Origin of the sequence: Nocardioides baculatus, from assembly GCF_016735675.1 — a bacterium.
GTDB classification, from domain to species: domain Bacteria; phylum Actinomycetota; class Actinomycetes; order Propionibacteriales; family Nocardioidaceae; genus Nocardioides; species Nocardioides baculatus.
Map to the genome: position 1 here is coordinate 20052 of NZ_JAERSG010000004.1, position 26810 is coordinate 46861.

General features: G+C 71.6%; 26 protein-coding genes. 7 read left to right on the top strand and 19 right to left on the bottom strand.

What is annotated here, in order from left to right:
* Positions 1 to 39 precede the first annotated feature (39 nt).
* The 13 genes from secA to JI751_RS13280 form a co-directional block, all read right to left on the bottom strand.
* A complete protein-coding gene (gene secA / locus JI751_RS13220) occupies positions 40 to 2889 on the bottom strand; it encodes a preprotein translocase subunit SecA (RefSeq protein WP_201937289.1) in 2850 nt (949 codons plus the stop codon).
* Positions 2890 to 2904: 15 nt separating this feature from the next.
* Positions 2905 to 4134 carry a winged helix-turn-helix domain-containing protein gene (locus tag JI751_RS13225; RefSeq protein WP_201937291.1) on the bottom strand — a complete coding sequence of 410 codons (1230 nt, stop codon included), beginning with the start codon at positions 4132 to 4134 and terminating at the stop codon, positions 2905 to 2907.
* Between the two features lie 40 nt (positions 4135 to 4174).
* Positions 4175 to 4861 carry a response regulator gene (locus JI751_RS13230; RefSeq protein WP_307814195.1) on the bottom strand — a complete coding sequence of 229 codons (687 nt, stop codon included), beginning with the start codon at positions 4859 to 4861 and terminating at the stop codon, positions 4175 to 4177.
* Positions 4862 to 4912: 51 nt separating this feature from the next.
* Complete coding sequence (hpf, locus tag JI751_RS13235; protein ID WP_201937302.1) at positions 4913 to 5539, bottom strand: ribosome hibernation-promoting factor, HPF/YfiA family; 627 nt, start codon at positions 5537 to 5539, stop codon at positions 4913 to 4915.
* Positions 5540 to 5886: 347 nt separating this feature from the next.
* A complete protein-coding gene (locus JI751_RS13240; protein WP_307814196.1) occupies positions 5887 to 6636 on the bottom strand; it encodes a ComF family protein in 750 nt (249 codons plus the stop codon).
* Positions 6637 to 6694: 58 nt separating this feature from the next.
* The gene (locus tag JI751_RS13245) at positions 6695 to 8416 is read right to left on the bottom strand and encodes an LpqB family beta-propeller domain-containing protein (protein WP_201937312.1); all 1722 of its coding nucleotides are present in this window, start codon (positions 8414 to 8416) and stop codon (positions 6695 to 6697) included.
* Between the two features lie 77 nt (positions 8417 to 8493).
* Entirely contained in the window at positions 8494 to 10095 is a 1602-nt protein-coding gene (gene mtrB / locus JI751_RS13250; RefSeq protein WP_307814198.1) for an MtrAB system histidine kinase MtrB, read from the bottom strand.
* Between the two features lie 22 nt (positions 10096 to 10117).
* On the bottom strand, positions 10118 to 10816 hold the full coding sequence (gene mtrA / locus JI751_RS13255) for an MtrAB system response regulator MtrA (protein ID WP_201937314.1): 699 nt from the start codon (positions 10814 to 10816) through the stop codon (positions 10118 to 10120).
* 53 nt (positions 10817 to 10869) lie between these two features.
* Entirely contained in the window at positions 10870 to 12321 is a 1452-nt protein-coding gene (gene ahcY, locus JI751_RS13260; RefSeq protein WP_201937316.1) for an adenosylhomocysteinase, read from the bottom strand.
* 93 nt (positions 12322 to 12414) lie between these two features.
* Positions 12415 to 13497, bottom strand: coding sequence for a DUF808 domain-containing protein (locus JI751_RS13265; protein ID WP_201937318.1), 1083 nt, complete (start codon positions 13495 to 13497; stop codon positions 12415 to 12417).
* 55 nt (positions 13498 to 13552) lie between these two features.
* Complete coding sequence (locus tag JI751_RS13270; RefSeq protein ID WP_201937320.1) at positions 13553 to 14122, bottom strand: GNAT family N-acetyltransferase; 570 nt, start codon at positions 14120 to 14122, stop codon at positions 13553 to 13555.
* Positions 14119 to 14628 (bottom strand): GNAT family N-acetyltransferase, encoded by a 510-nt coding sequence (locus JI751_RS13275; RefSeq protein WP_201937322.1) that lies wholly within the window; start codon positions 14626 to 14628, stop codon positions 14119 to 14121. The genes JI751_RS13270 and JI751_RS13275 overlap by 4 nt, the downstream gene beginning before the upstream one ends.
* Before the next feature lie 83 nt (positions 14629 to 14711).
* Positions 14712 to 15287: a chloramphenicol phosphotransferase CPT family protein gene (locus JI751_RS13280; protein ID WP_307814200.1), complete on the bottom strand. Its 576-nt coding sequence runs from the start codon at positions 15285 to 15287 to the stop codon at positions 14712 to 14714.
* 73 nt (positions 15288 to 15360) lie between these two features.
* Here JI751_RS13280 and JI751_RS13285 point away from each other — a divergent pair, with 73 nt between their 5' ends.
* The 6 genes from JI751_RS13285 (at position 15361) to JI751_RS13310 (ending at position 19572) form a co-directional block, all read left to right on the top strand.
* Positions 15361 to 16776 carry an HNH endonuclease signature motif containing protein gene (locus JI751_RS13285; RefSeq protein ID WP_201937326.1) on the top strand — a complete coding sequence of 472 codons (1416 nt, stop codon included), beginning with the start codon at positions 15361 to 15363 and terminating at the stop codon, positions 16774 to 16776.
* A gap of 63 nt (positions 16777 to 16839) precedes the next feature.
* On the top strand, positions 16840 to 17559 hold the full coding sequence (locus tag JI751_RS13290) for a nucleotidyltransferase domain-containing protein (protein WP_201937328.1): 720 nt from the start codon (positions 16840 to 16842) through the stop codon (positions 17557 to 17559).
* Positions 17560 to 17635: 76 nt separating this feature from the next.
* Complete coding sequence (gene uppS / locus JI751_RS13295) at positions 17636 to 18346, top strand: polyprenyl diphosphate synthase (RefSeq protein WP_201937338.1); 711 nt, start codon at positions 17636 to 17638, stop codon at positions 18344 to 18346.
* Positions 18343 to 18690 (top strand): VOC family protein, encoded by a 348-nt coding sequence (locus tag JI751_RS13300; RefSeq protein WP_201937340.1) that lies wholly within the window; start codon positions 18343 to 18345, stop codon positions 18688 to 18690. Before uppS ends, JI751_RS13300 begins: the two co-directional genes overlap by 4 nt.
* On the top strand, positions 18690 to 19061 hold the full coding sequence (locus JI751_RS13305) for a nuclear transport factor 2 family protein (RefSeq protein ID WP_201937342.1): 372 nt from the start codon (positions 18690 to 18692) through the stop codon (positions 19059 to 19061). The genes JI751_RS13300 and JI751_RS13305 overlap by 1 nt, the downstream gene beginning before the upstream one ends.
* Positions 19062 to 19104: 43 nt before the next feature.
* The gene (locus JI751_RS13310) at positions 19105 to 19572 is read left to right on the top strand and encodes a GNAT family N-acetyltransferase (protein ID WP_201937344.1); all 468 of its coding nucleotides are present in this window, start codon (positions 19105 to 19107) and stop codon (positions 19570 to 19572) included.
* 51 nt (positions 19573 to 19623) lie between these two features.
* Here the strand turns inward: JI751_RS13310 and JI751_RS13315 are convergent, their stop codons facing one another.
* The 4 genes from JI751_RS13315 to JI751_RS13330 all read right to left on the bottom strand — a co-directional run bounded on the left by JI751_RS13315 (position 19624) and on the right by JI751_RS13330 (position 21901).
* A complete protein-coding gene (locus JI751_RS13315; RefSeq protein WP_201937347.1) occupies positions 19624 to 20226 on the bottom strand; it encodes a hypothetical protein in 603 nt (200 codons plus the stop codon).
* A gap of 71 nt (positions 20227 to 20297) precedes the next feature.
* On the bottom strand, positions 20298 to 21329 hold the full coding sequence (locus tag JI751_RS13320; RefSeq protein ID WP_201937348.1) for an SIS domain-containing protein: 1032 nt from the start codon (positions 21327 to 21329) through the stop codon (positions 20298 to 20300).
* Complete coding sequence (locus tag JI751_RS13325; RefSeq protein WP_307814204.1) at positions 21329 to 21505, bottom strand: Trm112 family protein; 177 nt, start codon at positions 21503 to 21505, stop codon at positions 21329 to 21331. The genes JI751_RS13320 and JI751_RS13325 overlap by 1 nt, the downstream gene beginning before the upstream one ends.
* 30 nt (positions 21506 to 21535) lie before the next feature.
* On the bottom strand, positions 21536 to 21901 hold the full coding sequence (locus tag JI751_RS13330) for a DUF3499 domain-containing protein (protein ID WP_201937350.1): 366 nt from the start codon (positions 21899 to 21901) through the stop codon (positions 21536 to 21538).
* Positions 21902 to 22049: 148 nt separating this feature from the next.
* Here JI751_RS13330 and JI751_RS13335 point away from each other — a divergent pair, with 148 nt between their 5' ends.
* The gene (locus JI751_RS13335; RefSeq protein WP_201937352.1) at positions 22050 to 22436 is read left to right on the top strand and encodes a metallopeptidase family protein; all 387 of its coding nucleotides are present in this window, start codon (positions 22050 to 22052) and stop codon (positions 22434 to 22436) included.
* 9 nt (positions 22437 to 22445) lie between these two features.
* On the opposite strand, the gene JI751_RS13340 is transcribed toward JI751_RS13335, so the two are convergent.
* Positions 22446 to 23861 (bottom strand): DUF5719 family protein, encoded by a 1416-nt coding sequence (locus JI751_RS13340; protein ID WP_201937354.1) that lies wholly within the window; start codon positions 23859 to 23861, stop codon positions 22446 to 22448.
* Positions 23854 to 26760 (bottom strand): glycosyltransferase family 2 protein, encoded by a 2907-nt coding sequence (locus JI751_RS13345; protein WP_201937356.1) that lies wholly within the window; start codon positions 26758 to 26760, stop codon positions 23854 to 23856. The genes JI751_RS13340 and JI751_RS13345 overlap by 8 nt, the downstream gene beginning before the upstream one ends.
* Between the last annotated feature and the right edge of the window lie 50 nt (positions 26761 to 26810).

Genomic DNA, 26810 nt, shown 5'->3' on the forward strand with positions numbered 1-26810 from the left:
TCGGAGGAGCGCAGCGGAGGAGAAGAACGTCGTGGGGTGCTATCCGCCGGCGCGCGTGGTGTAGCCCGAGGCCCCGCCCGGGGCACCGTGGCAGCGCTTGAACTTCTGTCCCGAGCCGCAGGGGCAGAGCGAGTTGCGACCGACGCCGGCGAACTCGTCGTCCACGTCGCCCGCGGACGCAGCCCGCACCTCGGCGTCGCCGTCCTCGGACGGCGCGCTGTAGGAGAGGTTCTGCGGACGCTTCTGCTTCTCCAGGCCCTTGGCCCGGATCTGCGGGGCGTGCGCCTGCGCCTGCGCGAAGTCGATCTGCGGCGTGGCGGCCGAGACCTGCGGGGCCTGCGGCGTCGCTGCGACCTCGTCGCCCTCGACGGCGTCGTCGGACTCTCCGCCGTCCTCGTCGACCTCGACCTGGAGGTTGAACAGGAAGCCGACCGACTCCTCCTTGATGCCGTCCATCATCGCGGCGAACATGTCGAAGCCCTCGCGCTGGTACTCCACCAGAGGGTCGCGCTGCGAGTACGCCCGGAGGTAGATGCCCTCGCGGAGGTAGTCCATCTCGTAGAGGTGCTCACGCCACTTGCGGTCGAGCACGGAGAGGACCACGCGCCGCTCGAGCTCGCGCTGGACCTCCTCGCCCATCTCGTCCTCGCGGCGGTCGTAGGCCTCCTGCACGTCCCTCTGGAGGTCCTCGATGAGCTTCTCGCGGCTGATGTTCTCGAGGCCGCCGGCCTCCTTGACGATGCCGTCCTTGGTGAGGCCGACCGGGTAGAGCTGTCCGAGCGCGGTGAACAGGGCGTCGAGGTCCCAGTCCTCGGCGTAGCCCTCGGTCGCGCCGCGGACGTAGCCGGTGATGACGTCGTCGATGAAGCCGCGGATCTGCTCGCCGAGGTCGGCGCCCTCGAGGACGCGACGGCGCTCGGCGTAGATGACCTCGCGCTGGCGGCTCATCACGTCGTCGTACTTGAGGACGTTCTTGCGCGACTCGAAGTTCTGCGACTCGATGTTGGCCTGGGCGCCGGCGATGGCGTTGCTGACGCGCTTGGCGTCGATCGGCACATCGTCCGGGACCTTCAGCACGGTGAGGATCCGGTCGACCCACTCCGACTTGAACAGGCGCATCATCTCGTCCTGCAGCGACAGGTAGAACCGGGACTCGCCCGGGTCACCCTGGCGACCCGAGCGACCGCGGAGCTGGTTGTCGATGCGGCGCGACTCGTGGCGCTCGGTGCCGACGACGTAGAGGCCACCGAGGTCGCGGACCTCGTCGTGCTCCGCGGCGACCTGCGCCTTGATGCGCTCGACCATCGCGGGCCAGGCCTCGTCGTACTCCTCCGGCGCCTCGACCGGGTCGAGGCCCTGCTTGCGCAGCTCCTGGTCGGCCAGGAAGTCGACCGAGCCGCCGAGCATGATGTCGGTGCCGCGGCCGGCCATGTTGGTGGCGACGGTGACCGAGCCCTTGTGGCCGGCGAGCGCGACGACCTTGGCCTCGTCGGCGTGCTGCTTGGCGTTGAGGACGGTGTGCGGGATGCCGCGCTTGCGCAGCAGGTTGGAGAGGTACTCCGACTTCTCGACCGAGACGGTGCCGATGAGGATCGGCTGACCCTTCTCGTGGCGCTCGCGGATGTCGTCGGCGACGGCCTCGTACTTCGCCTCCTCGGTGCGGTAGACGAGGTCGACGTTGTCGACGCGCTGCATCGGCCGGTTGGTCGGGATCGGAACGACGCCGAGCTTGTAGATCTTGTCGAACTCCGAGGCCTCGGTCATGGCCGTACCGGTCATGCCGGAGAGCTTGTCGTAGAGGCGGAAGTAGTTCTGGAGCGTGATCGTGGCGAGGGTCTGGTACTCCTCGCGGACCGTCACGTTCTCCTTGGCCTCGATGGCCTGGTGGAGACCGTCGTTGTAGCGGCGACCGGCGAGGATGCGGCCGGTGTGCTCGTCGACGATGAGCACCTCGCCGTCCATGACGACGTACTCCTTGTCGTTGCGGAACAGCTCCTTGGCCTTGATGGAGTTGTTGAGGAACGAGATGAGCGGGGTGTTGACCGAGTCGTAGAGGTTGTCGATCCCGAGGTGGTCCTCCACCTTCGTGATGCCCGGCTCCAGCACCGAGATGGTGCGCTTCTTCTCGTCGACCTCGTAGTCGACGTCCTTGACGAGGGTGCGCGTGAGCCTGGAGAACTCGGCGTACCACTTCACCTCGTCCTGGGTCGGGCCGCTGATGATCAGCGGGGTGCGCGCCTCGTCGATGAGGATCGAGTCGACCTCGTCGACGATCGCGAAGGCGTGACCACGCTGCACGCACTCCTCGACGGAGTCGGCCATGTTGTCGCGCAGGTAGTCGAAGCCGAGCTCGTTGTTGGTGCCGTAGGTGATGTCGCAGGCGTAGGCCTCGCGACGCTCGGCCGGACGCATCGACGGCAGGATCACGCCGGTGGTCAGGCCGAGGAAGTGGTGGACGCGGCCCATCTGCTCGGACTGGAACTTGGCGAGGTAGTCGTTGACCGTGACGACGTGGACGCCCTTGCCGGCGAGCGCGTTGAGGTAGGACGGGAGGACGGCCACGAGGGTCTTGCCCTCACCGGTCTTCATCTCCGCGATGTTGCCGAGGTGGAGCGCGGCGGCACCCATCACCTGGACGTCGAAGGGGCGCATGCCGAGCACGCGCTTGCTCGCCTCGCGCACCGTGGCGAACGCCTCCGGCATGATGTCGTCGAGGGTCTCGCCGGCCTCGAGGCGGCCCTTGAACTCGGCGGTCATGCCGCGGAGCTCGTCGTCACTCATCGTGACGAAGTCGTCCTCGATGGCGTTGACCGCCTTGACGATGGCTTCGAGCTCTCGAAGGATCTTGCCCTCGCCGATGCGGAGCAGCTTGTCGATGATGGCAGGCACGAGTGGTAACTGTACCTACCGTCCCAACGCACCTCCCAATGCGTGCGACAGGTCACCCCGGCTGCCCACCACCACGTCGTCGAGGTCGAGCCACGAGGCGAGCCGGCGCAGCTCGGCGGCCAGCTCCTCGGCCGTGTCGGGCGGCGCTCCGTCCTCGGCGAAGGCCCCCGGGACCAGCAGCACGCGAGCGGCGCGGTCGGCCTTGAGGTCGACCCGCGCGACGAGATCGTCGCCCAGCAGGAAGGGCAGCACGTAGTAGCCGTGCAGCCGCTTGTCGGCCGGGACGTAGATCTCGATGCGGTAGAAGAAGTCGAAGAGCGCCTCGGCCCGCTCCCGCTCCCACACCACCGGGTCGAACGGGCTGAGCAGCGTGCGCGCGCCCACCTTGCGCGGCAGCCTCGCGTCACGGTGGAGGTAGCCCTGGCGCTTCCAGCCCTGTACCTGCACAGGGGTCAGCTCGCCGGCCTCCACCAGCTCGTCGATCGCGACCTTGGTGCTCGGCCTGCCCGGGGCGGGCTGGAGGCGCAGGCGGTAGTAGTCGGCGAGGTCGGCGCCGCTGGCCACCCCGTGCGAGCGGGCGGCGCGACGGACGAGCTCGGTGACCGCCTCCTGCGGCGTCGGCGTCGGAGCGGCGAGGACCGCGGCCGGCAGCACCCGCTCGGGCAGGTCGTAGACCACCTCGAACTGGGAGGTGCGCCCGGCGATCGCGACGTCACCGACGAGGAAGAGGTAGTCGAGGACCTTGCGCGCCTCCGACCAGTTCCAGCCCCAGTGCTCCCTGGTGCGCGGGCCGGTGCTGAACTCCTCCTCGAGGTCGCGCGCGGTCACCGGCCCGCGGTCGTCGACCGCCTGGAGGACCCGCTGCTCGAGGTCGGGGTCGGAGGCGACGAAGCCCCACTTGCCGCGCTCGGAGCGGTACGTCTCCATCCGGTGGCGCATCAGCGGCCACAGCGCGACCGGCATCAGCGCCTGGACGTGCGCCCAGTACTCGACGAGGTGCCGCTGGCGCCGGCCACCGGTCGTGGACGCACGGCGGAGCAGGTCGACGTCGTAGGGCCCCATCCGCGAGTAGAGCGGCATGTAGTGGGCACGCTGGAGCACGTTGACGGAGTCGACCTGGAGCACGCCGGTGCGGGCGACGGTGCGCTCCAGCGTCTTCGCTGCCGGCGTGGCGTGTGCGCGGTCGGTGAAGCCCTGCGCGGCCAGCGCGATGCGGCGGGCCTGGAGCCTGGTCAGCTGGTCCACGGCACGCACTCAACCAGAGGCGTACGACATCCGGCCCGCGTCAGGGCAGGTCGAGGAGCTTCTCGCGCATGGCGTACATGACGGCCTCCATGCGCGAGTGGAGCTGGAGCTTCTCCAGGATGTTGCGCACGTGGTTCTTGACGGTGTTCTCGGAGATGAAGAGCTCCTTGGCCACCTCGCGGTTGTTGAGGCCCTTGGCGACCAGCCGCAGCACCTCGAGCTCGCGATCGGTGAGGCGGAGGGCCGGGCCCTGCTCACGCTCGGGCTTCGACATCTGCTTGAACTCGTCGATCAGCTTGACCGCCATCGACGGGCTGATCAGCGACTGGCCCTCGTTGACCACGCGGATCGCCTGCGCGACCTCCTCGATCGAGGAGTCCTTGAGGAGGTAGCCCGACGCACCGTTCTTGACCGACTCGTAGAGGTCGGCCTCCTCGTCGGAGACGGTGAGCATGATGATCTTCGCCGACGGCACGGCCTCCTTGATGCCGCGGCAGGCCTCGACGCCGGTGCGCCGCGGCATGCGTACGTCGAGGAGGATCACGTCGGGCGCGGTCGTGACCGCCAGGTCGGTGGCCGTGATGCCGTCGGAGGCCTCGCCGACGACCTCGATGTCCGTGTCGCTGCCGAGGAGCATGATCAGGCCGCGGCGGAACAGCTCCTGGTCGTCGACGACCAGGACGCGGACGGGTTCGGTGCCTGCGGAGTTTCCTGCTGCCTCGGTCACGCGCGCATCATGTCATGCACGCGTGACCGAATGCTGGCAGGAGCGCTGACGTCAGGCGGTCGTCTCGCCGTCGACGTCGAGGGAGATGACGCCGTAGTCGTAGCCGCGCCGCCGGTAGACCACCGACGGGCGCTCGCTCTCCTTGTCGACGAAGAGGTAGAAGTCGTGCCCGACCAGCTCCATCTCGTAGAGCGCCTGGTCGAGCGTCATCGGGGTGGCGCCGTGGGACTTCTCGCGGACGACGAGCGGTCCGTCGCCGGTCACCGTGATCGGACCGACCTTGCGCTCGACGACGCCGTCCTCCTCAGCGGCGTCCTCCACCTCCGGCATGCCGGCGAGCGCCTCGCCCACGCCGACGTGCGCGTTGCGGCCCTTGTGGACGCGGCGGCGGTCCGCTGCGCGACGCATCTGCGCCTGCATCTTGTCGACCGCCAGGTCGAGCGCACCCATCTTGTCCTCGGCGGCCGCCTCGGCCCGGATCACCGGTCCCTTGGAGAAGGCCGTGAGCTCGACCTTGGTCGCGCGATCGTGCTGGCGAGGGTTCTTCTCGAGCTCCACCTCCACCTGGACCCGCATGATGCGGTGGTCGTGCTTCTCCAGACGGGTGAGCTTCTCCGAGACATGTTCGCGGAACCGATCGGACACCTCGCAGTGCCGTCCCGTGACCACAACCTCCATGTGAACCTCCTCAACTAGCGAGCGTCCGCACCCGTCCATTGGTCCCGGGCGCACCTGCTGGAGCTGTGCGCCGGGGCAGGGTGGGATGGAGTCCGCCCGGCCGACCTGGTCTTCGACCCCACAATCGCCTGCTGAGACGTTCGCAGCTTCTCCGCCACTACTGGCCTTCTCCCGGCTGCCGGCGCATATGGCACCGGCGACGAGGCAGGACTTACTTCTAAGCCGCACCGTGATCGTCCCGCGAGGGACTTACGTGGACCGTTTCGCCTGCGACTGGCATCGGCTAGCCACGAAGAATGCCTCTTCGTGACGCAACCACGGACCCAGGCGGACTCCATGACAAGACGCTAGCCCCTCCCGGCCCCCGGGCCAACCATCGGGCCCACCCCTCGGCCATCCCCTCGGTCGCCACCCGCGTGGCGTCGCCGGGTGGCGGCGACGGCGGCGATCGCGACGGGTGGCAGCCCGACCGCCTCGAGCGCCCGCTGGGCCTCGCGGGCCGTCGACCCGGTCGTCACGACGTCGTCGCACACGACCACGTGGCCCTGCGGCCAGCGCCGGCCGGCACGGGCCAGCGCCGGCGACGGGCAGTGCATCGAGTGACCCACGTTGGCGGCGCGCCCCGCGGCGTCCAGTGCCTTCTGCTCCGCCTCGCCACGCGAGACCAGCAGCGCCGCCACCCCCGCCGGCCGCTCGCGTCGCACCCGGCTCGCGGCGGTGCGTACGAGGGCGGCCGTCGCCTCGTAGCCCCGCCGGCGCCCGGCCCCCGGGCGCGACGGGACCGGCACGAGCAGCACCGGCACCTCGGGGTCGAGCCCCTCGGTCGCGCCCAGTACCGCGACCGCGAGGAGCTCGCCGAGCACCCTGCGGTGGCCCCACTGGCCGCGGTCCTTGTGGCCCACCACGAGCGCCCTGACCGCACCGTCGTACGTCTCGGTCGCCCACGGCGCCACCAGACCGGTCGGGACCGGCGTCGGCCACGCGACGCCGGCCCTGCTCGACAGCGCGGCGCGACAGCGGGGGCAGAGCATCCGACCGGGCTCCTCACAGCCGACGCAGCGACTCCCGAGGAACAGGTCGAGGGCGGCGTCGAGCACGCGACCATGCCAGCAGGCGACGGCGTACGCCGGCAACCGGGCGGCGGAGGCCTGTGGATCAGCCGACGTAGGTGAGGGCCGTCAGCCCCTCGGGCAGCGCCGGCACGAGGCGCTCGGGGCGGGTCACGTTGGTCACGGCGAGGTCGCGGCCCAGGGCGTAGACCTCGCTGCCGTCGACGGGGGCCGAGACCAGGGTCCGCATGCGGTCGCGCACGACGTTGGACCCACCGGTCTCGACGTCGCCGGGTGCACCGTCCACGGAGATCGTGCGCACCAGCGAGAGCTCCTCGTTGATGTTGCGCAGCACGGCGATGGAGGTCGGGGAACGCCAGGCGATGTCACGGATCCGCGTGCTGGCCTCGACGGGCAGCGGGAGCTCCTGGAGCGGGGTGAAGCCGAGGATCGTGCCCGCGGCGTCGTGGCGGATCCGGGTCGACACCACGCGGTCCGCCGTGCGGCCGCGCACCACCGCGACCAGGCGACTGCCGTCGCGGGAGACCAGCATCTTGGTGACCGTACGACCGGTGACGCCGGGCACCACCTCCTCGCGCGCCCCTCCGTCGACGACGACGAGGAAGCGGGCCCGGCCGGCGTTGCGGTCGAGCACCCAGATCCGGTCGCGATAGTCCCAGTGCGGCGGAGCGAGGTCGACCGCCCCGGTGATCGGGTTCGCGACCTCACCGTCCGGCGCCTGCGTCGGCGCGACGAAGAGCTCGGTGCCGCTGGCGGACACCGCCGCGACCTGCGAGCCGGAGATGCTGACGCCGATCGAGCGCAGGTCGTAGCCGCTGCCGCCGAACGGACCGAGGGTGTCCACGAAGGCACCCAGCGTGCCGCTGACGACCCGCCCGTCGTCGAGGGCGTAGAGGTCGGGAACGGGCCGCTCCCCGTCCGGGTCGAACGGGTCGCCCGCGTCGAGGTCACCCTGCGACGAACCCTCCGCGAGGGTGATCGCACGTCCGCCGACGCTGAGCTGGATCGCGCGGACCTGCGGGTCCTGACGCAGGGTCCAGGCGAGCTGCGCGAGCATCCGACGACCGATCTCCTCGTCGACCGCGGCCGGGTCGCCGGACAGCGACACCGCAGCGACCCCGCCGAAGATCGGCACCGCCAGGCCGTCGCGCGTGCCCGCCGGGAAGTAGGTGCTCACGACCTCGGCCAGCTTCTCGGGCGGTGGGGTGACCAGGCCTCGCACCAGCGTCGAGGCGGACCGGTCGCCGCGAGGCACGAAGACCGGCTCGGCGACCAGCACCTCGGCGGTCGGGTCGAAGTAGTAGAGCGAGGCGCGCTGGTACTGGTCGTCGAACCACGACTCCGGCACGATGAGCGCGTCCGGCACGGAGTCGATGCGCCACTGGCCGTCCTCCTGGACCAGCCCGAGCTCGAGCACCCGCTTGGCGCCGGAGCGCTCCCAGGCGCCCCGGTCGTCGTAGACGTTGATGTCGGCCAGCGGCACCCGGACGAACGCCTCGCCGGTCGCCGTCCCCGGCTCGGCGTAGGTGATGATCTGCTCCTCCGGCGCCCAGGCGTCGGCGGCCTCGCCGGAGAGGAACTGGCGCGCCACCGTCGTCGTGATCGGCGTGGCCTTCATCGCCTCGAGGAAGCCCTCGACGATGTCGGTCGCGGACTCGCCGTCGCGCGGCGGGCGCGGGTCGAACGAGATACCGGGCGCGTCGTCGGTCGCGGACGGCACCTGCGGCTCGCGCACCGGACCGTCGGTCGGCATCGAGACGCACCCCGCGAGGAGCGCGCAGCCGGCGATGACCGGAAGAACCTTCATGGGGTTCCGGGGTCCCCGCGGCGTTGTTCGACGGAGGAGCGCAACGGAGGAGGAGAAGAACGTCGTGGGGTGGATCATCATGCGGTCTCCCGGGCGTCGTCGGGGACGAGCGGGAGCGGCGAGTGCCGCAGCTGCGTCGTCAGGTGGCGCGGCAGGGTCAGCCGGAACTGGGCCCCCTCGCCGGGACGTCCCCAGGCCTGCAGCCAGCCGCCGTGCAGGTGGGTGTCCTCCAGGGAGATCGACAGGCCGAGCCCGGTGCCGCCGCTCGTCCGGGCACGGGCGGGGTCGGCGCGCCAGAACCGGTTGAAGACCATCGCCGACTCCCCCGGTCCGAGCCCGATGCCGTGGTCGCGAACGGCGATCGCCGCCGACTGCAGGTCGGCGCCGATGAAGATCTCGACGTCGCGCGACTCCGCGTGGTCGATCGCGTTGGTGACCAGGTTGCGCACGATGCGCTCGACACGGCGTACGTCTGCCTCGGCGACGCAGGGCACGCCGGGGTCGTGCACGACGACGCGGATGTCGCGCTGCGCGGCCAGCACCGAGGTCATGTCGACCACGCGGCGGGCCACGTCGACCAGGTCGACGTCCTCGGCCTCGAGGACGGCGGCGCCGGCGTCGAAGCGGCTGATCTCGAGCAGGTCGGCGAGCAGCGTCTCGAAGCGGTCGAGCTCCTTCTGGAGCAGCTCGGCCGCCCGCCCGGTGACCGGGTCGAGGAAGGGCCGCGCGTCGTGGATGACGTCGCTGGCCATGCGGACCGTCGTGATCGGCGTCCGCAGCTCGTGGGAGACGTCGGAGACGAACCGGCGCTGGAGCCGACTGAGCTCCTCGAGCTGGCGGATCTGCTTCTGGAGGTTGGAGGCCATCTGGTTGAACGAGGTGGCGAGGCGTGCGAGGTCGTCCTCGCCGCGCACGCGCAGCCGCTCCTGGAGCTGGCCCGCCGCGAGCCGCTCGGCGACACGGCGCGCCATCCGGATCGGCGTGACGACCTGTCGGGTCACCAGCCAGGTGAGCCCGGCGACGAGGAGCAGCAGCGGGACGCCGGCGACCAGCATCGCGCGGGACACGAGCGCGAGCGTGCGCTGCTGCTCGTCGAGGGAGTAGAGGTAGTAGAGCGTGTAGGTGTTGTTGTCGGCGGGGAGGCGCACCTGGCTCCCGACGACCACGCCAGGACCTGCCGGCAGGCCGGTGATCTCCTCCGAGGTCCGGATGTCGGTGTAGGTCCACGCCGTGGACGACACCGAGTCGAACCGCGCCTGGAGCGACTCCGGCACGCTCGCGAGGTCGAGGCCCTCGGTGAACTTGGCACCACCGTCGGCGAGGCGTACGCCGTCCGCGATCGGTGGCGACAGGACCACGGCGAAGCCGCGGCTCGAGCCGCGCGCGATGATCGGCTCGACGAGGGCCTGCTGCTGCGCGGACTCGTCGACCTCGAGGGGAGCGGCCGCGGCGAGCTGCTGGCGGGCCGTCTCGGTCTCGCCCTCGGCCTCCTGCACGACCGCGTCGACCCGGTTCTCGAGCAGGCCGTCGCGCGTCTGGTGGATGAGGAACGCGCCGACGATGCCGACGACCAGGGCGGAGAGCACCATCGTGCTGAGCACCACGCGCGCCTGCACCGACCGCCGCCAGAACGTCGGCCCGTGGCGGAGGAACTGCGGCAGCCGGTCGAGCCCGCTCACCTGTTGCTCATCGTCGACGGCCCTAGGACTTGCCGGCCTTGTAGCCGACGCCACGCACCGTCACCACGACCTCCGGGTTCTCCGGGTCGTGCTCGACCTTCGAGCGCAGCCGCTGGACGTGCACGTTGACCAGGCGGGTGTCGGCGCTGTGCCGGTAGCCCCAGACCTGCTCGAGCAGCACCTCGCGGGTGAAGACCTGCCACGGCTTGCGCGCCAGGCAGACGAGCAGGTCGAACTCGAGCGGCGTCAGGTTGATCGGCTCGCCGTCCCGCGTGACCGAGTGCCCGGCGACGTCGATGGACACGTCGCCGATGGTGAGGCCCTCGTCGTTGGACACGTCGTTGCGGCGTACGCGCGCACGGACGCGGGCGACGAGCTCCTTGGGCTTGAACGGCTTGACGATGTAGTCGTCGGCGCCGGACTCGAGGCCGACGACCACGTCGACGGTGTCGCCCTTCGCGGTGAGCATCACGATCGGCACGCCGGACTCGGCGCGGATCTCCTTGCAGACGTCGATGCCGTCCTTGCCGGGCAGCATGAGGTCGAGCAGCACCAGGTCGGGCTTGTAGTCGCGGAAGGCGTCGAGCGCGATGTCGCCGCGACCGACGATCCGGCTGTCGAACCCCTCCTGGCGGAGGACGATGGAGAGCATCTCCGCCAGGGAGGCGTCGTCGTCGACGACGAGCACGCTGCCGCGCGCCGGTTCGGCAAGGTCGGTCATGGTGTCCAGTCTAGGGACAGGGTCCCCGCTGGAACCCGGTATCCGGACACGCGTCAGTAGCGGTAGTGGTCCGACTTGTAGGGACCCTCGACGTCGACGCCGAGGTAGGCGGCCTGCTCCTTGGTGAGCTCGGTGAGCTCCACGCCGAGGGCGTCGAGGTGCAGGCGGGCCACCTCCTCGTCGAGGTGCTTGGGCAGCACGTGGACGCCGAGCTCGTAGTCGTCGGCCTTCGAGAACAGCTCGACCTGCGCCAGCACCTGGTTGGTGAAGGAGTTCGACATCACGAACGACGGGTGGCCGGTCGCGTTGCCGAGGTTGAGCAGGCGGCCCTCGGACAGCACGATGATCTTCTTGCTGGGCTTGTCGTCCTCGGCCGGGAAGATCCACTGGTGGACCTGCGGCTTGATCTCGTCCTTGACGATGCCGGGGATCCTGGCCAGGCCGGCCATGTTGATCTCGTTGTCGAAGTGACCGATGTTTCCGACGATCGCCTGGTGCTTCATCTTGTGGAAGTGTTCCACGGTGATGATGTCGAAGTTGCCGGTCGTGGTGATGAAGATGTCGGCGGTCTCGACGACCGACTCGAGGCGCTTGACCTCGTAGCCGTCCATCGCGGCCTGCAGCGCGCAGATCGGGTCGATCTCGGTGACGATGACGCGGGCGCCCTGGCCGCGCAGCGACTCCGCGGAGCCCTTGCCGACGTCGCCGTAGCCGCAGACGACCGCGACCTTGCCGCCGATCATGACGTCGGTGGCGCGGTTGATGCCGTCGATGAGCGAGTGGCGGCAGCCGTACTTGTTGTCGAACTTCGACTTGGTGACCGAGTCGTTGACGTTGATCGCCGGGAAGAGGAGCGTGCCCTCCTTGAAGCGCTCGTAGAGGCGCAAGACGCCGGTCGTGGTCTCCTCGGAGACGCCCTTGACCATCGGGGCGCGCTTGGTCCAGCGCTGCGGGTCGTTCTCGAGCGAGCGGGCCAGGACGCGCAGCACCTCCTTGAACTCCTCGTTGTCGGTGGAGTCCTGCGACGGCACGGCGCCGGCCTTCTCGTACTCGACACCGAGGTGCAGCAGCATGGTGATGTCGCCGCCGTCGTCGAGCAGCATGTTGGGGCCGCCCTCGGCGAAGTCGAACACCTTCTCCGCCTCGTCCCAGTACTCGGCGAGGGTCTCGCCCTTCCAGGCGAAGACGGGGACGCCCTGCGGGTCCTCGGGGGTGCCCCCCTTGGCCGGCGGACCGACGACGACCGCCGCGGCGGCGTGGTCCTGGGTCGAGAAGATGTTGCAGGTCGCCCAGCGGATGTCCGCGCCAAGAGCCGCGAGGGTCTCGATCAGCACGGCGGTCTGGATCGTCATGTGCAGCGAGCCGGCGATGCGGGCACCGGCGAGCGGCTGGTCCTTGCCGTAGCGCTCGCGCATGGCCATCAGGCCGGGCATCTCGTGCTCGGCGAGCTCGATCTCCTTGCGGCCGTAGGCGGCGAGGCTGAGGTCAGCGACGTTGAAGTCCATCAGTGTTCTCCTGGTGCGGAAGAGGCCGTCTGCGCCGCACATCTGTGCGTAGTCGGGATCTCCCGCGCGGACATCACGAGGGTAGGACTGGGATCAGCGATTCGGAGAATCCTCGTGAGCGGCGTCACCGTGCTCGCCGGCCTCGTCCGCAGCGTGCCCACCACCGTGCCCGCCACCGTGTCCACCGCCGATGCCCAGCGCCATCAGGACCGCCAGGATGATGCCGCCGACGACCAGGCCGACGATCGCGGAGAGGACCGTGTTGAGGAGCCAGCCGGCGATGGCGCCGAGCGCCCCGCCGACGGCGTCGTGGACGTCGACCTCCCAGTGGTGCACGAGGTCGTACGGCGCGTGCAGCACGTCGCCGAGCCCGGTGCCCTCGAGCAGGCCGTCGTGCCCGCCGATCTCGTAGAGGCTGACCAGGAAGATGTGGCCACCGACCCAGAGCATCGCCAGGGTGCCGATGAAGGAGATCGCCGCCAGGAGCCGCGGCATCGCCGACACCAGCGCGAGCCCGATGCGCTGGGAGGCCTTGGACGGCTTCCCGGCGAGGTGCAGGCCGACGTCGTCCATCTTCACGATCAGGGCGACCACGCCGTAGACGAGGACCGTGATCAGGACCGCGACCACGCCCAGCACGATCGCCCGCATCCAGATGCTGGCGTCGGGGTCGGACCCGACGACCTCCTTGAGCGCGATGACCATGATCTCGGCGCTGAGGATGAAGTCGGTGCGGATGGCCTGGGCGATCGTGCGGGCCTCGTGCTCGGGGCTGAGCTCGCCCTGCTCGGAGATGTCCTCGTCGGCCTCGGTCGCGTGGCCGGTGAGCTTCTCGTGGACCTTGTGCGCGCCCTCGTAGGCCAGGAACGCGCCACCGAAGATCAGGATCACCGGCAGCAGCGAGGGCAGGAACTGCCCGAGCAGCACGGCCGCGGGGAGGATGAAGAGGAGCTTGTTGCGCAGCGAGCCGATGGCGATCTTCTTGATGATCGGCAGCTCGCGTGCGGCCGCGGACCCCTGGAGGTACTGCGGCGTCACGGCCGTGTCGTCGACGACCACGCCGGCTGCCTTGGCGCTGGCGCGCGCAGCCGCGGCACCCACGTCGTCCACGCTGGCAGCGGCGATGCGCGCGAGTGCGGCGACGTCGTCGAGGAGGGCGAACAGTCCGCCGGCCATGGGCGATCCTTCGGGTCGTGGGGTCGGGGCTGCAGCCTATCGGCGGCTCCCCCGGTCAGCCGCCGTCGACCTCGCGGCGCATGACCCAACGCCACTTCGCGATCTGCCGGTCGCGGACGAAGCCGAGGTCGGCATAGAGCGTCTCGGGTCCGGTGTGGAGGTACGCGCCGCGCTGCGGCAAGCGGTCGTCGACCTGCTCCGGGTAGGCCTCGACGACTCCCCCGCCGGCCGTGCGGATCTCCTCCAGGACCGCGGTCACCGCGGCTCGCGCGACGCCCTTCTCACGATGCTTGCTTCCGGTGAAGATGCAGCCGATCCGCCAGCGCGGGAGCTCGACCAGGTCCTTCTCGTAGGCCTTGACGTTCTTGATGTGGGGCAGCTCGTCAGGGGTGCCGAACTGGCACCAGCCGACGGCCTGTTCGCCGTCGTAGACCAGCACCTGGCGGACGGTGCCTGCATCGGTGTGTGCACGCTTCGCGAGGCGGTGGTCCTCCGCATCGCCTGCGAGGCCCTCGGGGTGGAAGCCGATGCACCAGCATCCGCCCCACACGCCGTTGTTGGCCTCGACGAGCGCGGCGAAGTCGTCCCACGTGTCCGGAGCGAGCAACCGCGTCTCGTACGTCATGTGGCCACGCTGGGTCCGGAAGCGGACGATCCTGCGTCGTAGGCGTAGATGAGCTGCGCGGCGTGTGGCGGCATTGCGCCGGGAGCCCGCTCACCCGTGTCGGCCCAGCCGACCTTCTCCCAGAACGCGCGTCCTCGCGGGTTGGCGGCGTACACGCGGAGCCACGGTCGCTCGACCCCGGCCGTCCCCATCCGCTCGAGGAGCTCGTCGTGCGCCGCGTGCGCCAGTCCGCTGCCCCACTCCTCCAGCGCGACCCCGAAGTGCTTGACCTCGGCGCCCGAGACCGCCGCGAACCCGGCGATCTCGCCGTCGCGCAGGATCACGAAGCACTCGATCTCCGGGTCCGCGATCTCCTCCCGCCAGCGGTCGGCGAGGACGTCGCGCGGGAAGGGATGGGTGTCCTGCGGGAACACCCCGGACAGCCCGGCGACCGACGCGGGTTCCTGGACGTCCATCACGATCGCGACGTCCTCGACGCGCATCGCACGGAGCACCGACGGAGGCATGGCTGGACACTAGCCTCGCCCGACGACGTCACCCTCGGACCTCGCCGACCACGCGCGGCTCGTCTGCGGTGGCATCTGGGGGGTCACACCATTCGCTCAGCGATGAGGCCTGCGCACTCGTCGGGCGACGCGGTGCCGCTGTCGACGACGAGGTCGTAGACGACACCACGGTGGACTGCCGTGGCCTGCCCTGCGGCCATCCCGGTGGGACGGTCGCCGCGTGCACGTTCGCGAGCCGCGGCCACCTCGGGGGCGCACTGGACCCCGACCCACAGCACCTCCAGCCCTGCGAGGTGCACTCCCGTGCGCTGCTGCGAGGCCGCACCGTCGAGGAAGACGTCGTCGATGATCACTCCTGCTCCCGCTCGTGCCATCTCCGCGACCCCACGCGACCAGGCGGACTCCAGCGCGCGCCACCCGCCACCGAGCACCACCTCCCCCTGCGGACCGTAGGAGACCGACGACGGCGGGGCGACGTGGATGAGGTCGTCGACGCCCAGCAGGAGCCACGGTCGGGGCAGCAGGGCCTGCAGACACCGACCGATGCTCGTCTTGCCCGCGCTCGACCCACGTTCAGCACGACGACGTCGACACCCATCCCCGCATTGTCTGCCGCCGCCGCGCGCGACGATCAGGCGGGCCAGGTCACAGGTCGACACCGCACCACACGACCTCTCCACAGATCCCGTCCACCGGCAGCGAATGTCGGTGGCCAGGCGTAGAATCGAACACATGATCGAGAAGCTGGCAGCACCCGGAACAGGTGGGGTAGACGCCCTCACCGGCTCGGACCTGCTCGCCTCGATCCGCGCCTCTCGCGACCTGGAGAACGCCGAAGCAGCTCGTCAGCTGGACCTCGCCGCCCAGTGGGCCGACCTGCACCCGCCGGAGTCGATCCATTCCGCTGCAGCGTTCACCGTCCCGGGCACGGACCACGAGGAGCCGCTCGCCGGTGAGGGTTGTCCGCTGGTGGCGGAGTTCTGCGTCGCCGAGCTCGGCACTGTCCCCGGCATCTCGTCGACGTCGGCGAAGAAGCTCATCGGCCATGCCCTCGAGCTGCGCCACCGGCTGCCGCGGTTGTGGGCGCAGGTCCAGGCCGGTCACGTGCCGGCGTGGCGGGCACGGTCGGTTGCCGAGGCGACCATCCACTCGACGCCCGCCCTGACCCGTGAGGCCGCCGGTTTCGTGGACGCCCAGGTCGCGGCGGTCGCGGGACGCATTGGTCCCGCGCAGCTCGACCGGCTTGTCGCGGAGACCATCAAGCGCTACGACCTCGCACCCGAGGACCCGGCCGATCCGGCCGCGGATCCGGAGGACGGCTACCTGTCCGTCGACCCGCGCCACGCGACCCTGCATGACGAGGACGTGCACTTCGCGGGCACCATGCGGTGGGAGGCCGAGCTCGACATCGCCGACTCCCTCGACCTCGACAAGGCCCTGTCACGCAAGGCCGCCGAGCAGAAGGCCCTCGGCTCCACCGAGTCCCTCGACGTCCGCCGGTCCAAGGCCCTCGGCGACCTCGCTCGCACCCAGACCGCGCTGGACCTCGCGAGTGGTGGTGTCGAGGCTCGCTCCGCTCGCACCTCAACCACCGAGGACGGACTCCCCGCTGCACGCGAAGTCGTCCTCCACGCCCACTTCGATGCCGGCACGGTCGGCGAGACCACTGTGTTCGGTCCCACCGGCCGGCTCGAAGAGGGCCAGCGGCTCCTGCTGCTCGACCAGGTCCAGTCCTGGTGCGGCGACTCCCGGACGAAGGTCACCATCAAGCCCGTCATCGACCTCAACACCGCCCTGTCCACGCCCGGCTACGCGATCCCCGACCGGATCCGCGAACAGGTCATCCTCCGCGACCGCACCTGCGTGTTCCCGTGGTGCACGAGACCGGCCCGCGGCTGCGACGTCGACCACGTCGTCGAGTACGACCACCAGGCAGAGGCCGAAGGCAGGTCACAGCCCGGCCCCACGAGCACGCGGAACCTCGCCTGCCTGTGCCGGTTCCACCACCGCCTCAAGACCCATTCGGCCTGGCGCTACCGCGTCACCGGACCAGGCGCGTACGAGTGGACCAGCCCCCATGGCCACCGATACTGCCGGGATCGCACTGGCACGCGGCCGATCGAGCCGGACCCACCCGCACGACCATGACCCCGCCCCGTCAGCCCGCCGCGCGAACCATCCGGCGGGCTACAGGTGCGCGAGGATGGCGTGATGGAGCACCCCGCCGTCGATGCGCTCGCCGCTGAGCTCGCCCAGCGGGGCTGGGTCAGCGACCTCTGGTTGCACGGGTCGCTGGCCACCGGGGACCACCGTCCGGGCGTGAGCGACATCGACCTCGTCGCGATCACGACACGACCGCTCGACGCCAGCCGCCTGCGCGAGGTGGATCGGGTGCACCGCCGTCTCGACGCGACATGGCCCGGGAGTGCGCTCGGCTGCGCGTACGTCGACGGCAGCCGGCTCGACGACCTCCGAGTCGAGCACCCGACGTGGACCCACGGCCGTCTCGTCGAGCGTCGTCTGTCCTCGATGGTCCGTGCCGAGCTGCTCGACATCGGACGTCCGCTGCTCGGTCGTGACCCCGCCGCCCTGCTCGCACCGATGTCGAGGGACGACATCAAGGCAGCCGTGCGCGAGGAGCTCACCGGCTACTGGTCGTGGGCAGTGCGTCGACCGTGGCTGTTCCTGGACTCACGGCACGCCGACCTCGCCCTCGTGAGCATGGCTCGGGCGCGCACCACGATCGCCACCGGGACGCTGATGACCAAGACCGAGGCACTCGCGCAGGTGCGAGCGCCCGCGCGGGTCGTCGACGGCCTGCGTCGGCGGCGTACGGCTGGCTCGCGCCGCACACCGATCGCCCCGCTCCTCGCGCACCACGCCTGGCACGACACCCGCCGCACGATCGGTGAGCACGGACGACCCGGCTGACAAGGTGTCGGCATGGACTCATCGCACCCGGCAGTGGCCGGTGGTGGCGCGCGCCGCCGTCGGACAGGATGACGGGGTGACCACCGTCGACCGCGGGACCCTCCGACCACGTCACGTCGGTGTCGTGATGGACGGCAACCGGCGCTGGGCCCGGCTCGCGGGGCTGGCGAGCCCGAGCGAGGGACACCGCACGGGCGCCGACCACATCGAGGACCTGCTCGGCTGGTGCGAGGCCCGCGGCATCGATCACGTCAGCATCTACGTCCTGTCCGCCGACAACATCCGCAAGCGCTCGAGCAGCGAGGTCGACTTCCTCTTCGGGCTCGTGGCACGCGTGCTCCCGGGGCTCGTCGAACGCACCGGCCACTGGAACTTGCACGTCACCGGCGACCTCGGCCTCCTCCCCGCCGACGCCGCCGCGGCGCTGACGCGCGCGGAGGCGCGGACCGAGGGCCGGCCGGGGCACGTGACCCTCGCGATCGGGTACGACGGGCGGGCGGACATCGTGGCCGGCATCCGGGAAGCCGTACGAGCCGGCGCCGTCGCCGACGGCGTGATCGAGCCCGCCGACATCACCGCGCACCTGCCGGGCGGGCCGGTGAAGGAGATCGACCTCGTCGTCCGGACGAGCGGCGAGCAGCGCCTGTCGGGGTTCTTCCCCTGGCAGGCGTCGCAGGCCGAGGTGCACGTCAGCCCGAAGCTGTGGCCCGACTTCGACGAGGCCGACTTCGACCTGGCGCTCGACCAGTACGCGAGCGCGAGGGCGCGAGCAGGAGGAGAGCGATGACGTCGTTCATCAAGTCCGTGACGTTCGACTGCCACGAGCCGCTGGTCGTCGCCGAGTTCTGGGCAGCGGCCCTCGGCTCGAACGTCGACGAGGACAGCACGCCGGAGCGGGCCTGGGTCGAGCCGGCCGGGTGGGGCGGGCCGAGCCTCTGGTTCCAGAAGGTGCCCGAGGGCAAGGTGGCGAAGAACCGCCAGCACTTCGACCTCCGGGTGATGGGCGACCTCGTCGAGGAGCGCGAACGGCTCGTCGGGCTCGGCGCGAGGGTCCGGGGCGACCAGGACGACCACGACGACCTGGTCGTCATGCTCGATCCCGAGGGCAACGAGTTCTGCGTGGAGCGCTGATGGACGCCGCGACCCTCCTCGCCCGCCTCGCCAGCGTGATCGACGCACACGACTGGGACGCCCTGCCCGACCTGCTCCACCCCGACTTCACCTGCCGACTCGTCCACACCGGGGAGGTCTTCGACCGGGAGCAGTGGGTGCGGTTCAACGCCGACTACCCCGGCTTCGAGCGGATGCTGTTCAAGGACCTCGTGGCGGACGGCGACCGTGGCGTCCTGCGCGCGAAGGTCGTCGGGCGCGGCGACGGAGGCGTGGAGCTGGTCTTCGCCGTGGCGAGCTTCGCGACCGTCCGCGAGGGCCGCCTCGTCGAGCTGGTCGAGGTGTGGGCCGACGTCGACCAGGATCCGCCGGCCGGAACGCGTCTGGCCTGACGCCGTGCTACCTCAGCCGACCGAACGCCTCGCTTTCCGCGCCATGACCATGGCGGACGTCGACGACGTCCTCGCGATGCTCGTCGCCTTCGACCCGATGCGCGGCGACCGTCCGCCCAGCACGCGCGACGACGCGGTGCGCTGGGTCGAGTGGCAGGAGCGCAACTACGCCGAGCACGACTTCGGGCTGTGGGTCGTGGAGACCCACGACGGCACGTTCGTCGGCGACTGCGGGCTGACGGTGCAGGACGTCGAGGGCACCCCCCACGTCGAGGTCGGCTACCACCTCGTGCCGGAGATGCGCGGGCACGGGTTCGCCCGCGAGGCGGCCGCAGCCGTACGCGACTGTGCGGCCGAGCACGGTGTCGAGCACCTCGTCGCCCTGATCCGTCCGGAGAACACCCGGTCGCAGGGAGTCGCCCGGTCGCTGGGCATGGAGCTCGAGCGGACGGCGTACGTCCACGGCACGGACGCGCTCGTCCTCGGGATGCAGCTCGGCCGCCCCTCATGACGACAGGAGCCCCGGAGCCGAATGCTCCGGGGCTCCCGCGTCGTCAGGCCGTCACTTCAGCTTCTTGGCAGCGACCTTGGCAAGCGGCTTGACGCTGGACGCAGGCACCGCCGCGTCGTCGACGACGACGATCGTGCTGATCCGCTTGCCGTCGCGGGTCAGCACCGAGCTCGAGTAGTTCGTGCTCGTGTCGAAGGCCGACTGCGTGTCGACGGTCAGGGACTCGTCGCCGAAGCGGAAGGTCTTGCCCTTGCTGACGGTGACCGTCGAGCTCGTCGTGGGCTCGGTGTAGGTCGTGCACTTCTTGGCGTACTTCCTGTAGGTCGCCATGTAGGCCTTGGCCTTGGCCTCGGACTTCATCTCGACCGCGCTGGTCAGCACGATCGGGTAGACCGTCGTCGTCGAGGAGCCCGTGGTGTAGCTGCCGGACTTCACCTTCACCCGGACGATCGCGTCGCAGGTCTTCCCGGGCTGACCGATGTTCTTCACCTTCTCGGTCGAGAACTGGCCGTCGGCGAGCTCGGGGAACGCCGTGACGATGTCCTCCTGCTTCGGAGCGTCCTTCGCGGTGACGGCGGCCTGCGAGGCGGGCGCGGTCACGAGCAGCAGGGCGGTGGCCAGGGAACCGGCCAGGGACAGGGTCGTGCGGGTCATGAATTCTCCTGAGGAGTCGGATGCGGTTGCGTGCCGCCGCCTCCTACCCGCCGTCGGGCGGATCAACCCACCTAGTCCTCGACGAGTCCGACCCGGAGGTACTCCGCCGCGTAGGTGCCGGTCAGCAGGAGCGAGGCGTAGCGCGCCACCTCGGCGTCGGCATCGGTGTCGACCGTCTCGACGCGTACGCCGTGCCGCGCGGCGGCAGCGCGCAGGATCCCCGCCTGCTCGCGCACGACCGGGTCGTCGGAGCGGTCGTCGAGGATCAGGAGCAGCGGGCGCAGGTCGGCCGCGTCCTCCGCGAACGGGTCGGCGAAGACGTCGTGCGGCTTGGTCGCCTCGATCACCGGCAGCAGGTGCTCGGCGTCGCCGGCGATGGCGGAGCGGCCGCTGGTGCGGCGCAGGGACTCGGCGAGGCGACGGGCCGCACGCGCAGCGAGGACCGAACCGCCCCACACGAGCGGGTTGGTGTCGGCCATCGCGATCGCGAGCATCTTCGCCGGGTTGACCGCGAGGTCGCGGTGGGGCGAGCAGTCGGTGGCGACCTGGTCGAGGGACTCCGCGACCGACGCCGCGTCGGCGCGCGGACCGAGGTGCACGTGGGCGAGGTAGTCGAGCATCACGACCGCGGTGGCGAGCTGGTCACCGGTCACGGTCGGCAGCACCGTGACGTGCCGTCCGGCAGCGTGCTCGCCCACCAGGGAGCGCTCGGGGCAGGCGACGACGACCTGCGCGCCGCGGCGTACGGCCTCGGCGACGGCCGACGCGGACCCGTGGTCGTTGCCCTCCGGGGCGAGCATCACGACCAGGTCGAGCGAGCCCGTCCAGCCGGGCAGGCCGGGGGTGGGCCACGCCACGAACGGCACCGGGCACCACGGCTCCAGCACCGCACGCAGCAGGCGCGAGTCGGGGCCGGCGGCGATCACGGCGCGGGGACGGGCCTCGTCGCGACCGCGGGCGATCAGCTCCGCCGTCGCCGACGCCGCCTCGTGGGCCTCGCGTCGCACCCGCGCACCGCTCTCGGCAAGGGTGCGCAGCCGCAGGTCGACGGTCTCGAGCACGCCGGCGTCATCGAGACGGGCCTCGTCGAACCAGGTGGACATCAGGCGGGCTTGCGGGCCTCGTCGACCAGCAGGACGGGGATGTCGTCGCGCACGGGGTAGGCGTTGCCGCACCCCTGGCAGACCAGCTCGTCGGCGCCGTCGACGACCTCGGGCTCGAGCTGTCCGTGGCAGGCCGGGCAGACGATGATGCTCAGCAGCTGGGGGTCGATGTTCACGCCGCTGATCCTAGGCCAGAGCTGTCCGGGTCAGTCGGTGGGCGTGAGGACGCGCAGGTGCCCGCGCTTGGCGCCGCGGCTCGGGTCGCTGGTCGAGTGCAGCGGGACCGGCGCCGGCGCCGGTCGGGCGGCCTCGCGCACGGCGTCGGCGAGCGCGAGCAGGTCGTCGGTGCTGGGGCCCTGGGCGCGCGGGTCCGGAGCGAGTCGGAGCACCTCCCACCCACGCGGCGCGGACAGCCGCTCGCTGTGCACGTCGCAGAGGTCGTAGGCGTGCGGCTCGGCGTAGGTCGCCAGCGGACCGAGGACGGCCGTCTGGTCGGCGTAGACGTAGGTCAGCGTGTTCACGGACGCGCGACCGCACGCCGTACGCGAACAACGACGACTGGCAAGGCTCACGTCGGTGACGCTACCCGTCACCTGCGCACGCGGCGCTTAGGCTCGCGGCGTGGAGCACGTGGAGCAGGCGGTCGAGCACGGGGTGGAACCCGCGGGACACGGTGTGGACGGGCCGCGGCGACGGACCCGCGACCGGAGGGGCCGCGGGATGCGCGGTCCCGGCATCGTGCCGACCGACCCCGGCACGCCGGCGCTGCGCACGACGCGGCAGAAGTTCGACCAGCTCGTCCTCGACCTGGTCACGCCCCTCGACGAGCGCTGGCAACGCCACCTCGGCCTGGTCGAGTACGCCGTCGAGGACGCGCCGATGCTGCCCGACGACTGGGGCGACGAGACCGTCCCGCTGTCCTCGCTCGTGCGCGGCAAGGGCCAGTCGCCCACCCGGCTGGTGATCTTCCGGCGCCCGATCGAGCACCGCGCGACCAACCGCGACGAGCTCGAGGCGATGGTGCACACCGTCGTGGTCGAGCAGCTCGCCGAGCTGCTCGGACTGCCGCCGGGCGAGGTCGACGAGAGGTACGGCGACGACGGCTAGCGCAGGCGATCAGCGCTGGGCGGGCCGCACGTCCGCGACCTCGCTGCTCGTGGCGAGCGGTGCCAGCGGCAGCACGGAGAGACCGCGGTCGCTCACCTCGAGCGACACCACGCCCGCGGTGCGGTCGAGCTGCACGAGGGCCAGCACGGCCTCGTCGGGCAGCCGGATCCGGGCCGCGGTGGAGGGGTCGAGCTCGACCCGTCGCTCGCGCACGACGGCCTGCCCGTCCTCGTCCCACGCCTGGAGCGTCAGCACGCCCGGCGCGGTCGCGCCGACGACGACCAGCCGCTTGGAGCCGGCGGGCAGCGCCACGGCCGCCTCGTCGGTGACCGTCGGCCCGGCCGCGGAGAGTGCGAGGTCGTCGGAGATCCGCGTGCGCAGCGACGCGGTGACCGGGCCGGTGGCCTCGACCCTCAGCGCCTGCACGCCGGCGGCCTTCCTGCCACGCAGCACGCCGGAGAGGTCGACGTCGCGCACCGACGCCGGTGCGAGGGAGATCTCCTCCAGCCCCGACGGTGCGAACTCGCTCTCCTCGCTCACCAGCTCGAGCGTCACCCGCACCTCGCTGTCGCCCGGGTTGGCCACGGTCAGCGTGCGGTCGGCGGCGCCCGTCCCGACCCCGGCGACGTACGACGTCGTGGCGGGCGCGACCTGCGACGGCAACCACTCGCGGACGGGTCGGTCGCGTCCCACGGGGTCGACCTGGTCGACCACGCTCGAGGCCAGCCGGCCGCGCGACACCTGCACGCGCAGGGCGAGGGCGTCGCGGCTGGGGACGACCTGGCCGAGGTCGAAGGACTCCGAGCCGCCGCCCGGCACCCGGACGCCGCGCAGGGCCGGCACGTCGACCAGCGCGCTGCCGTCCCACACGGTGACGTCCGCGACGGCGGGCCCCTTGTCGGGGTTGACGAGGGTCAGGATCGAGGAGTGCTCGGCCGACGCTCCGACGCCCGTGAACCAGCGCTCCGGGACCGGTCGGTCGCAGTCGACCGCGGACCCTGCGCCCGAGCGTGTGACGACGAGGCCGGCGGCGAGGTCGCCGCTGCCGTTGACGACGACGGGCTCGCGCTCGGTGAGGGAGCCGATGCCGGCATCGATCGTGGTCGTGTCGTCGTCGCGTCCGACCCGCAGCGCGAGGTCGCCCGAGGCGAGCTCCCCGGAGCCCGGACCAGCGGCGCCGAGGCGCAGGTCGTCGGCGCCCGGGAGCCGGGCCGGGCAGACGGCGGTCGCCCGGTCGAGCGGGGCGCTCGTCGGCGCGTAGGAGGTCGGCGGCTCGTCGGCGGGTCGCACGATCGCGAGCGCGGCCACGGTGAGCAGCGGGATCGCCACGGCCAGGACGGTCAGGGGTGACGGACGACGGCCGGCGGCCTCGGCGACCCGGCGGCGGCCCACGGGTGGGGTCGGGGAGGAGGTGTGGTCAGACATCGGCCGGCTCCTCCCGGCGCTGCCTCACGGTCGGCGCCGCCAGCACGAGCGCGGCGATGATCGCGAGGCCCTGGAGCACCAGCAGCCCGGTGCGCCACCACGAGCGCGAGCTGTCCAGCGCGCCCGGGTCGAGTGGCCGGTCGACGCGCCAGGCACGGGTGCTGCGGTCCTCCGCACTGGCCTGGTCGAGACCCGCGGTCGCGTCGAGCAGGGAGGAGATCTGCCCGTCCGCGGGTGAGGTCAGCACGACGTACTCCACGCCCCGGTCGCCGAGCTCCGCGACCACCGCGGGCGTCGGCGACGAAACGAGGGTGCGTACGTCGTCGGTGAGCGCGGTGTCCTCGGCGGCGAGGGTGAGGACCTCGTCCTCGCCGACGGTGGTGCCGTCGTCGCGGCGGATGCGGTAGGTGATGCCGTCCTCGACGGAGCCGCTGACCACGAGGACGCCGTGCTCCTGGCCGAGCAGCGAGCTCTGCTGCATGTAGACCGGGACGGTGCTCTCCGCGTCGCGCGCGAGGGCGTTGCCCGGAGTGGTGAGCCACCAGCCGAGCCCGCCCAGCGGGACGAGGGCGGCGACGACCGCGAGGGCCGTGGCCAGGCCGCGCTGCCACCACGGGTGGTGCTCGTCGAGGCGGCGGAGGTAGGCGTCGGCGCCCAGCACCGCGGCCACGATCGACGTGCCCTGGAGGATCACGACGAAGAGGCCGAGGCTCGGGCGGGTGGTGACCGACGGCAGGTCCAGGCTCACGTGCGACAGCACGCCCGAGACGACCGCGGCGGCGAGCGCGACGATCCAGCAGATGACGACGGGCACGCGCGTGCGCCGCGGGACGAGGGCGACGAGCGCCAGCGCACCCAGCACCGCGCCGAGCCAGGCGGGTGCGCCGAGGTCGTTGAGCCGGCCGGTCAGCAGCCCTCCGAAGGTGACCTGGTCGACGGTGAGCCGGCCCGCCTCGAGGAGCAGCCCGGACGCCGAGCCGGTCGTCACCAGCGGGATCAGCCAGGGCGCCAGCAGCACCGGGGTGGCGGCGACCGCCACGACCGGCGGCCCCCAGCTGTCGCGCTCCCTGAGCAGCCGCGGCGAGATGACCGCCGCGGAGCCGAGGACCACGGCGGTGGCGAGCAGCGCGAAGAGCCAGAGCCCCGGGACGAAGGCGGCGCCGAGCGCGAGCAGGAGGGCCGTACGCCACGCGGCGCGCCACCGGCGGTCGCGGTCGGGATCGACGAAGCCCAGCGCGGCGTGGGCGGCCCACGGCAGGAGCGCCGCGACGGCGACGGTGCCGAACCGGCCCTCTGCCCAGGCGCCGGAGGCCACCGGCACGAGGGCGTAGGTCAGCGCGCCCCACACGACGAGCCAGCGCGGCAGGCCGAGGGGGTCGACGAGGCGACCCACGACCTTGAGCAGCCGCCAGGCGCCCCAGGCGGCGAACGGCACGGCCAGCAGCATCAGGGCCGACACGACCGCGCCGGTGTGCCCGAGCATCAGCCACGCCGCGACGGCGAACGGCAGGACGTAGGCCGGGGCCGGCACGTCGGTGCCGGTGCCGAGCGGCAGCCAGGTCGCGACGTGCAACGACCACCAGTCCGAGGCGGCGGCGGGCACCGGCGACAACGCCCCGCCGACGATCGAGCCGAAGGCCTCGCGCGCGGCCACCAGCGACAGCACACCGAAGAGCACCAGCACGACCGCGACCGGGTTGGTGAAGAAGCGCGCGACCAGCCCGCTGTCGGTCAGGTAGGCCTCCTCGTCGTCCTCCCCCGACCCCGAGGACGACCCACGCCGCTGCTGGGCAGCCGGCACGGGGTCCGGGGTCCGGGCAGCGCGCCGACGCTCGGCGACGTCGGCGGCCTGGCCGGTCAGCGCCGAGGCGAGGTCGGTGACGAAGTCGAGGCCGTGCCGGTAGGGCAGCCACGCGGGCGCCAGCAGGTGGCGCACGTCGGCCGGCTCGCCGGTGCGACGGCCGGCGCGCTCCCGGCGCGCGGCCAGGACCTGGCCGGGTCGGCCGTGCACCGACAGGACGGCGGCCAGCTCGTCGAAGCCCTCGCCCGCTGCACGCACCGAGAAGAAGCCGAGCACCCGGAGGATCGAGCCGACGAAGAGGCGGACGTAGTGCCAGGCGAAGCTGCGCCCCGACACGTTGGCCAGCGAGGTGAGCAGCGCGGCTCGTCGCTCCTGGTAGTGCGTGTGGCGCCCCGTGAGCGGCGTACGTCGGATGCCGCGGTGCGCAGCCTCGGCGTGGAACACCACGGCCTGCGGCACCACGATGGTGCGGTAGCCGGCCAGCGCGGCGCGCCAGCCGAAGTCGATGTCGTTGCCGAAGATCGGCAGGTCCTCGTCGAGCCCGCCCAGTGCCTCGAGCACCTCGCGGCGCACCAGCATGCCGGCGGTGTTGACCGCGAGGACCTCGCGGACCTCGTCGTGCTGGCCCTGGTCGTACTCGCCGCGCTCGAGGCCGGTCTCGCGGCGACCGGTGCCGGTGATCGTCAGGCCGACCTCGAGGAGGCGGCGCAGGGACGGCCACTCGCGCAGCTTGGGTCCGAGGATCGCCGCGTCGGGGTGCTCCTCGGCGGCGGCGAGCAGCTCGGCGAGGGCGCTCGGAGCGGGGTTGCTGTCGTCGTGCAGCAGCCAGACCCACTCATCGGGTCCCGCGGCGGGGGCGAGCGCCAGGCCGTGGCGTACGGCCGCGGGGTAACTGGTGGAGCCGTGGACGACGTCGATCAGGTGGTCCGGACCGGCCGTCGAGACCGCGGCCCGGACGAGCTCGACGCTGTCGTCGCGGCTCGTGGTGTCGACGGCGACGACGCGGTCGACCGGGTGGGTCTGCCCGATCAGACCAGCGAGAACGGCCGGCAGCCACCGCGCCCCGTCATGGCTGACGAGAAGCGCTGTGACGGACACCGGAGCACCTTAGCGAGGCGCTCCACAGGGCCAAAAATGCCCCGAGGACG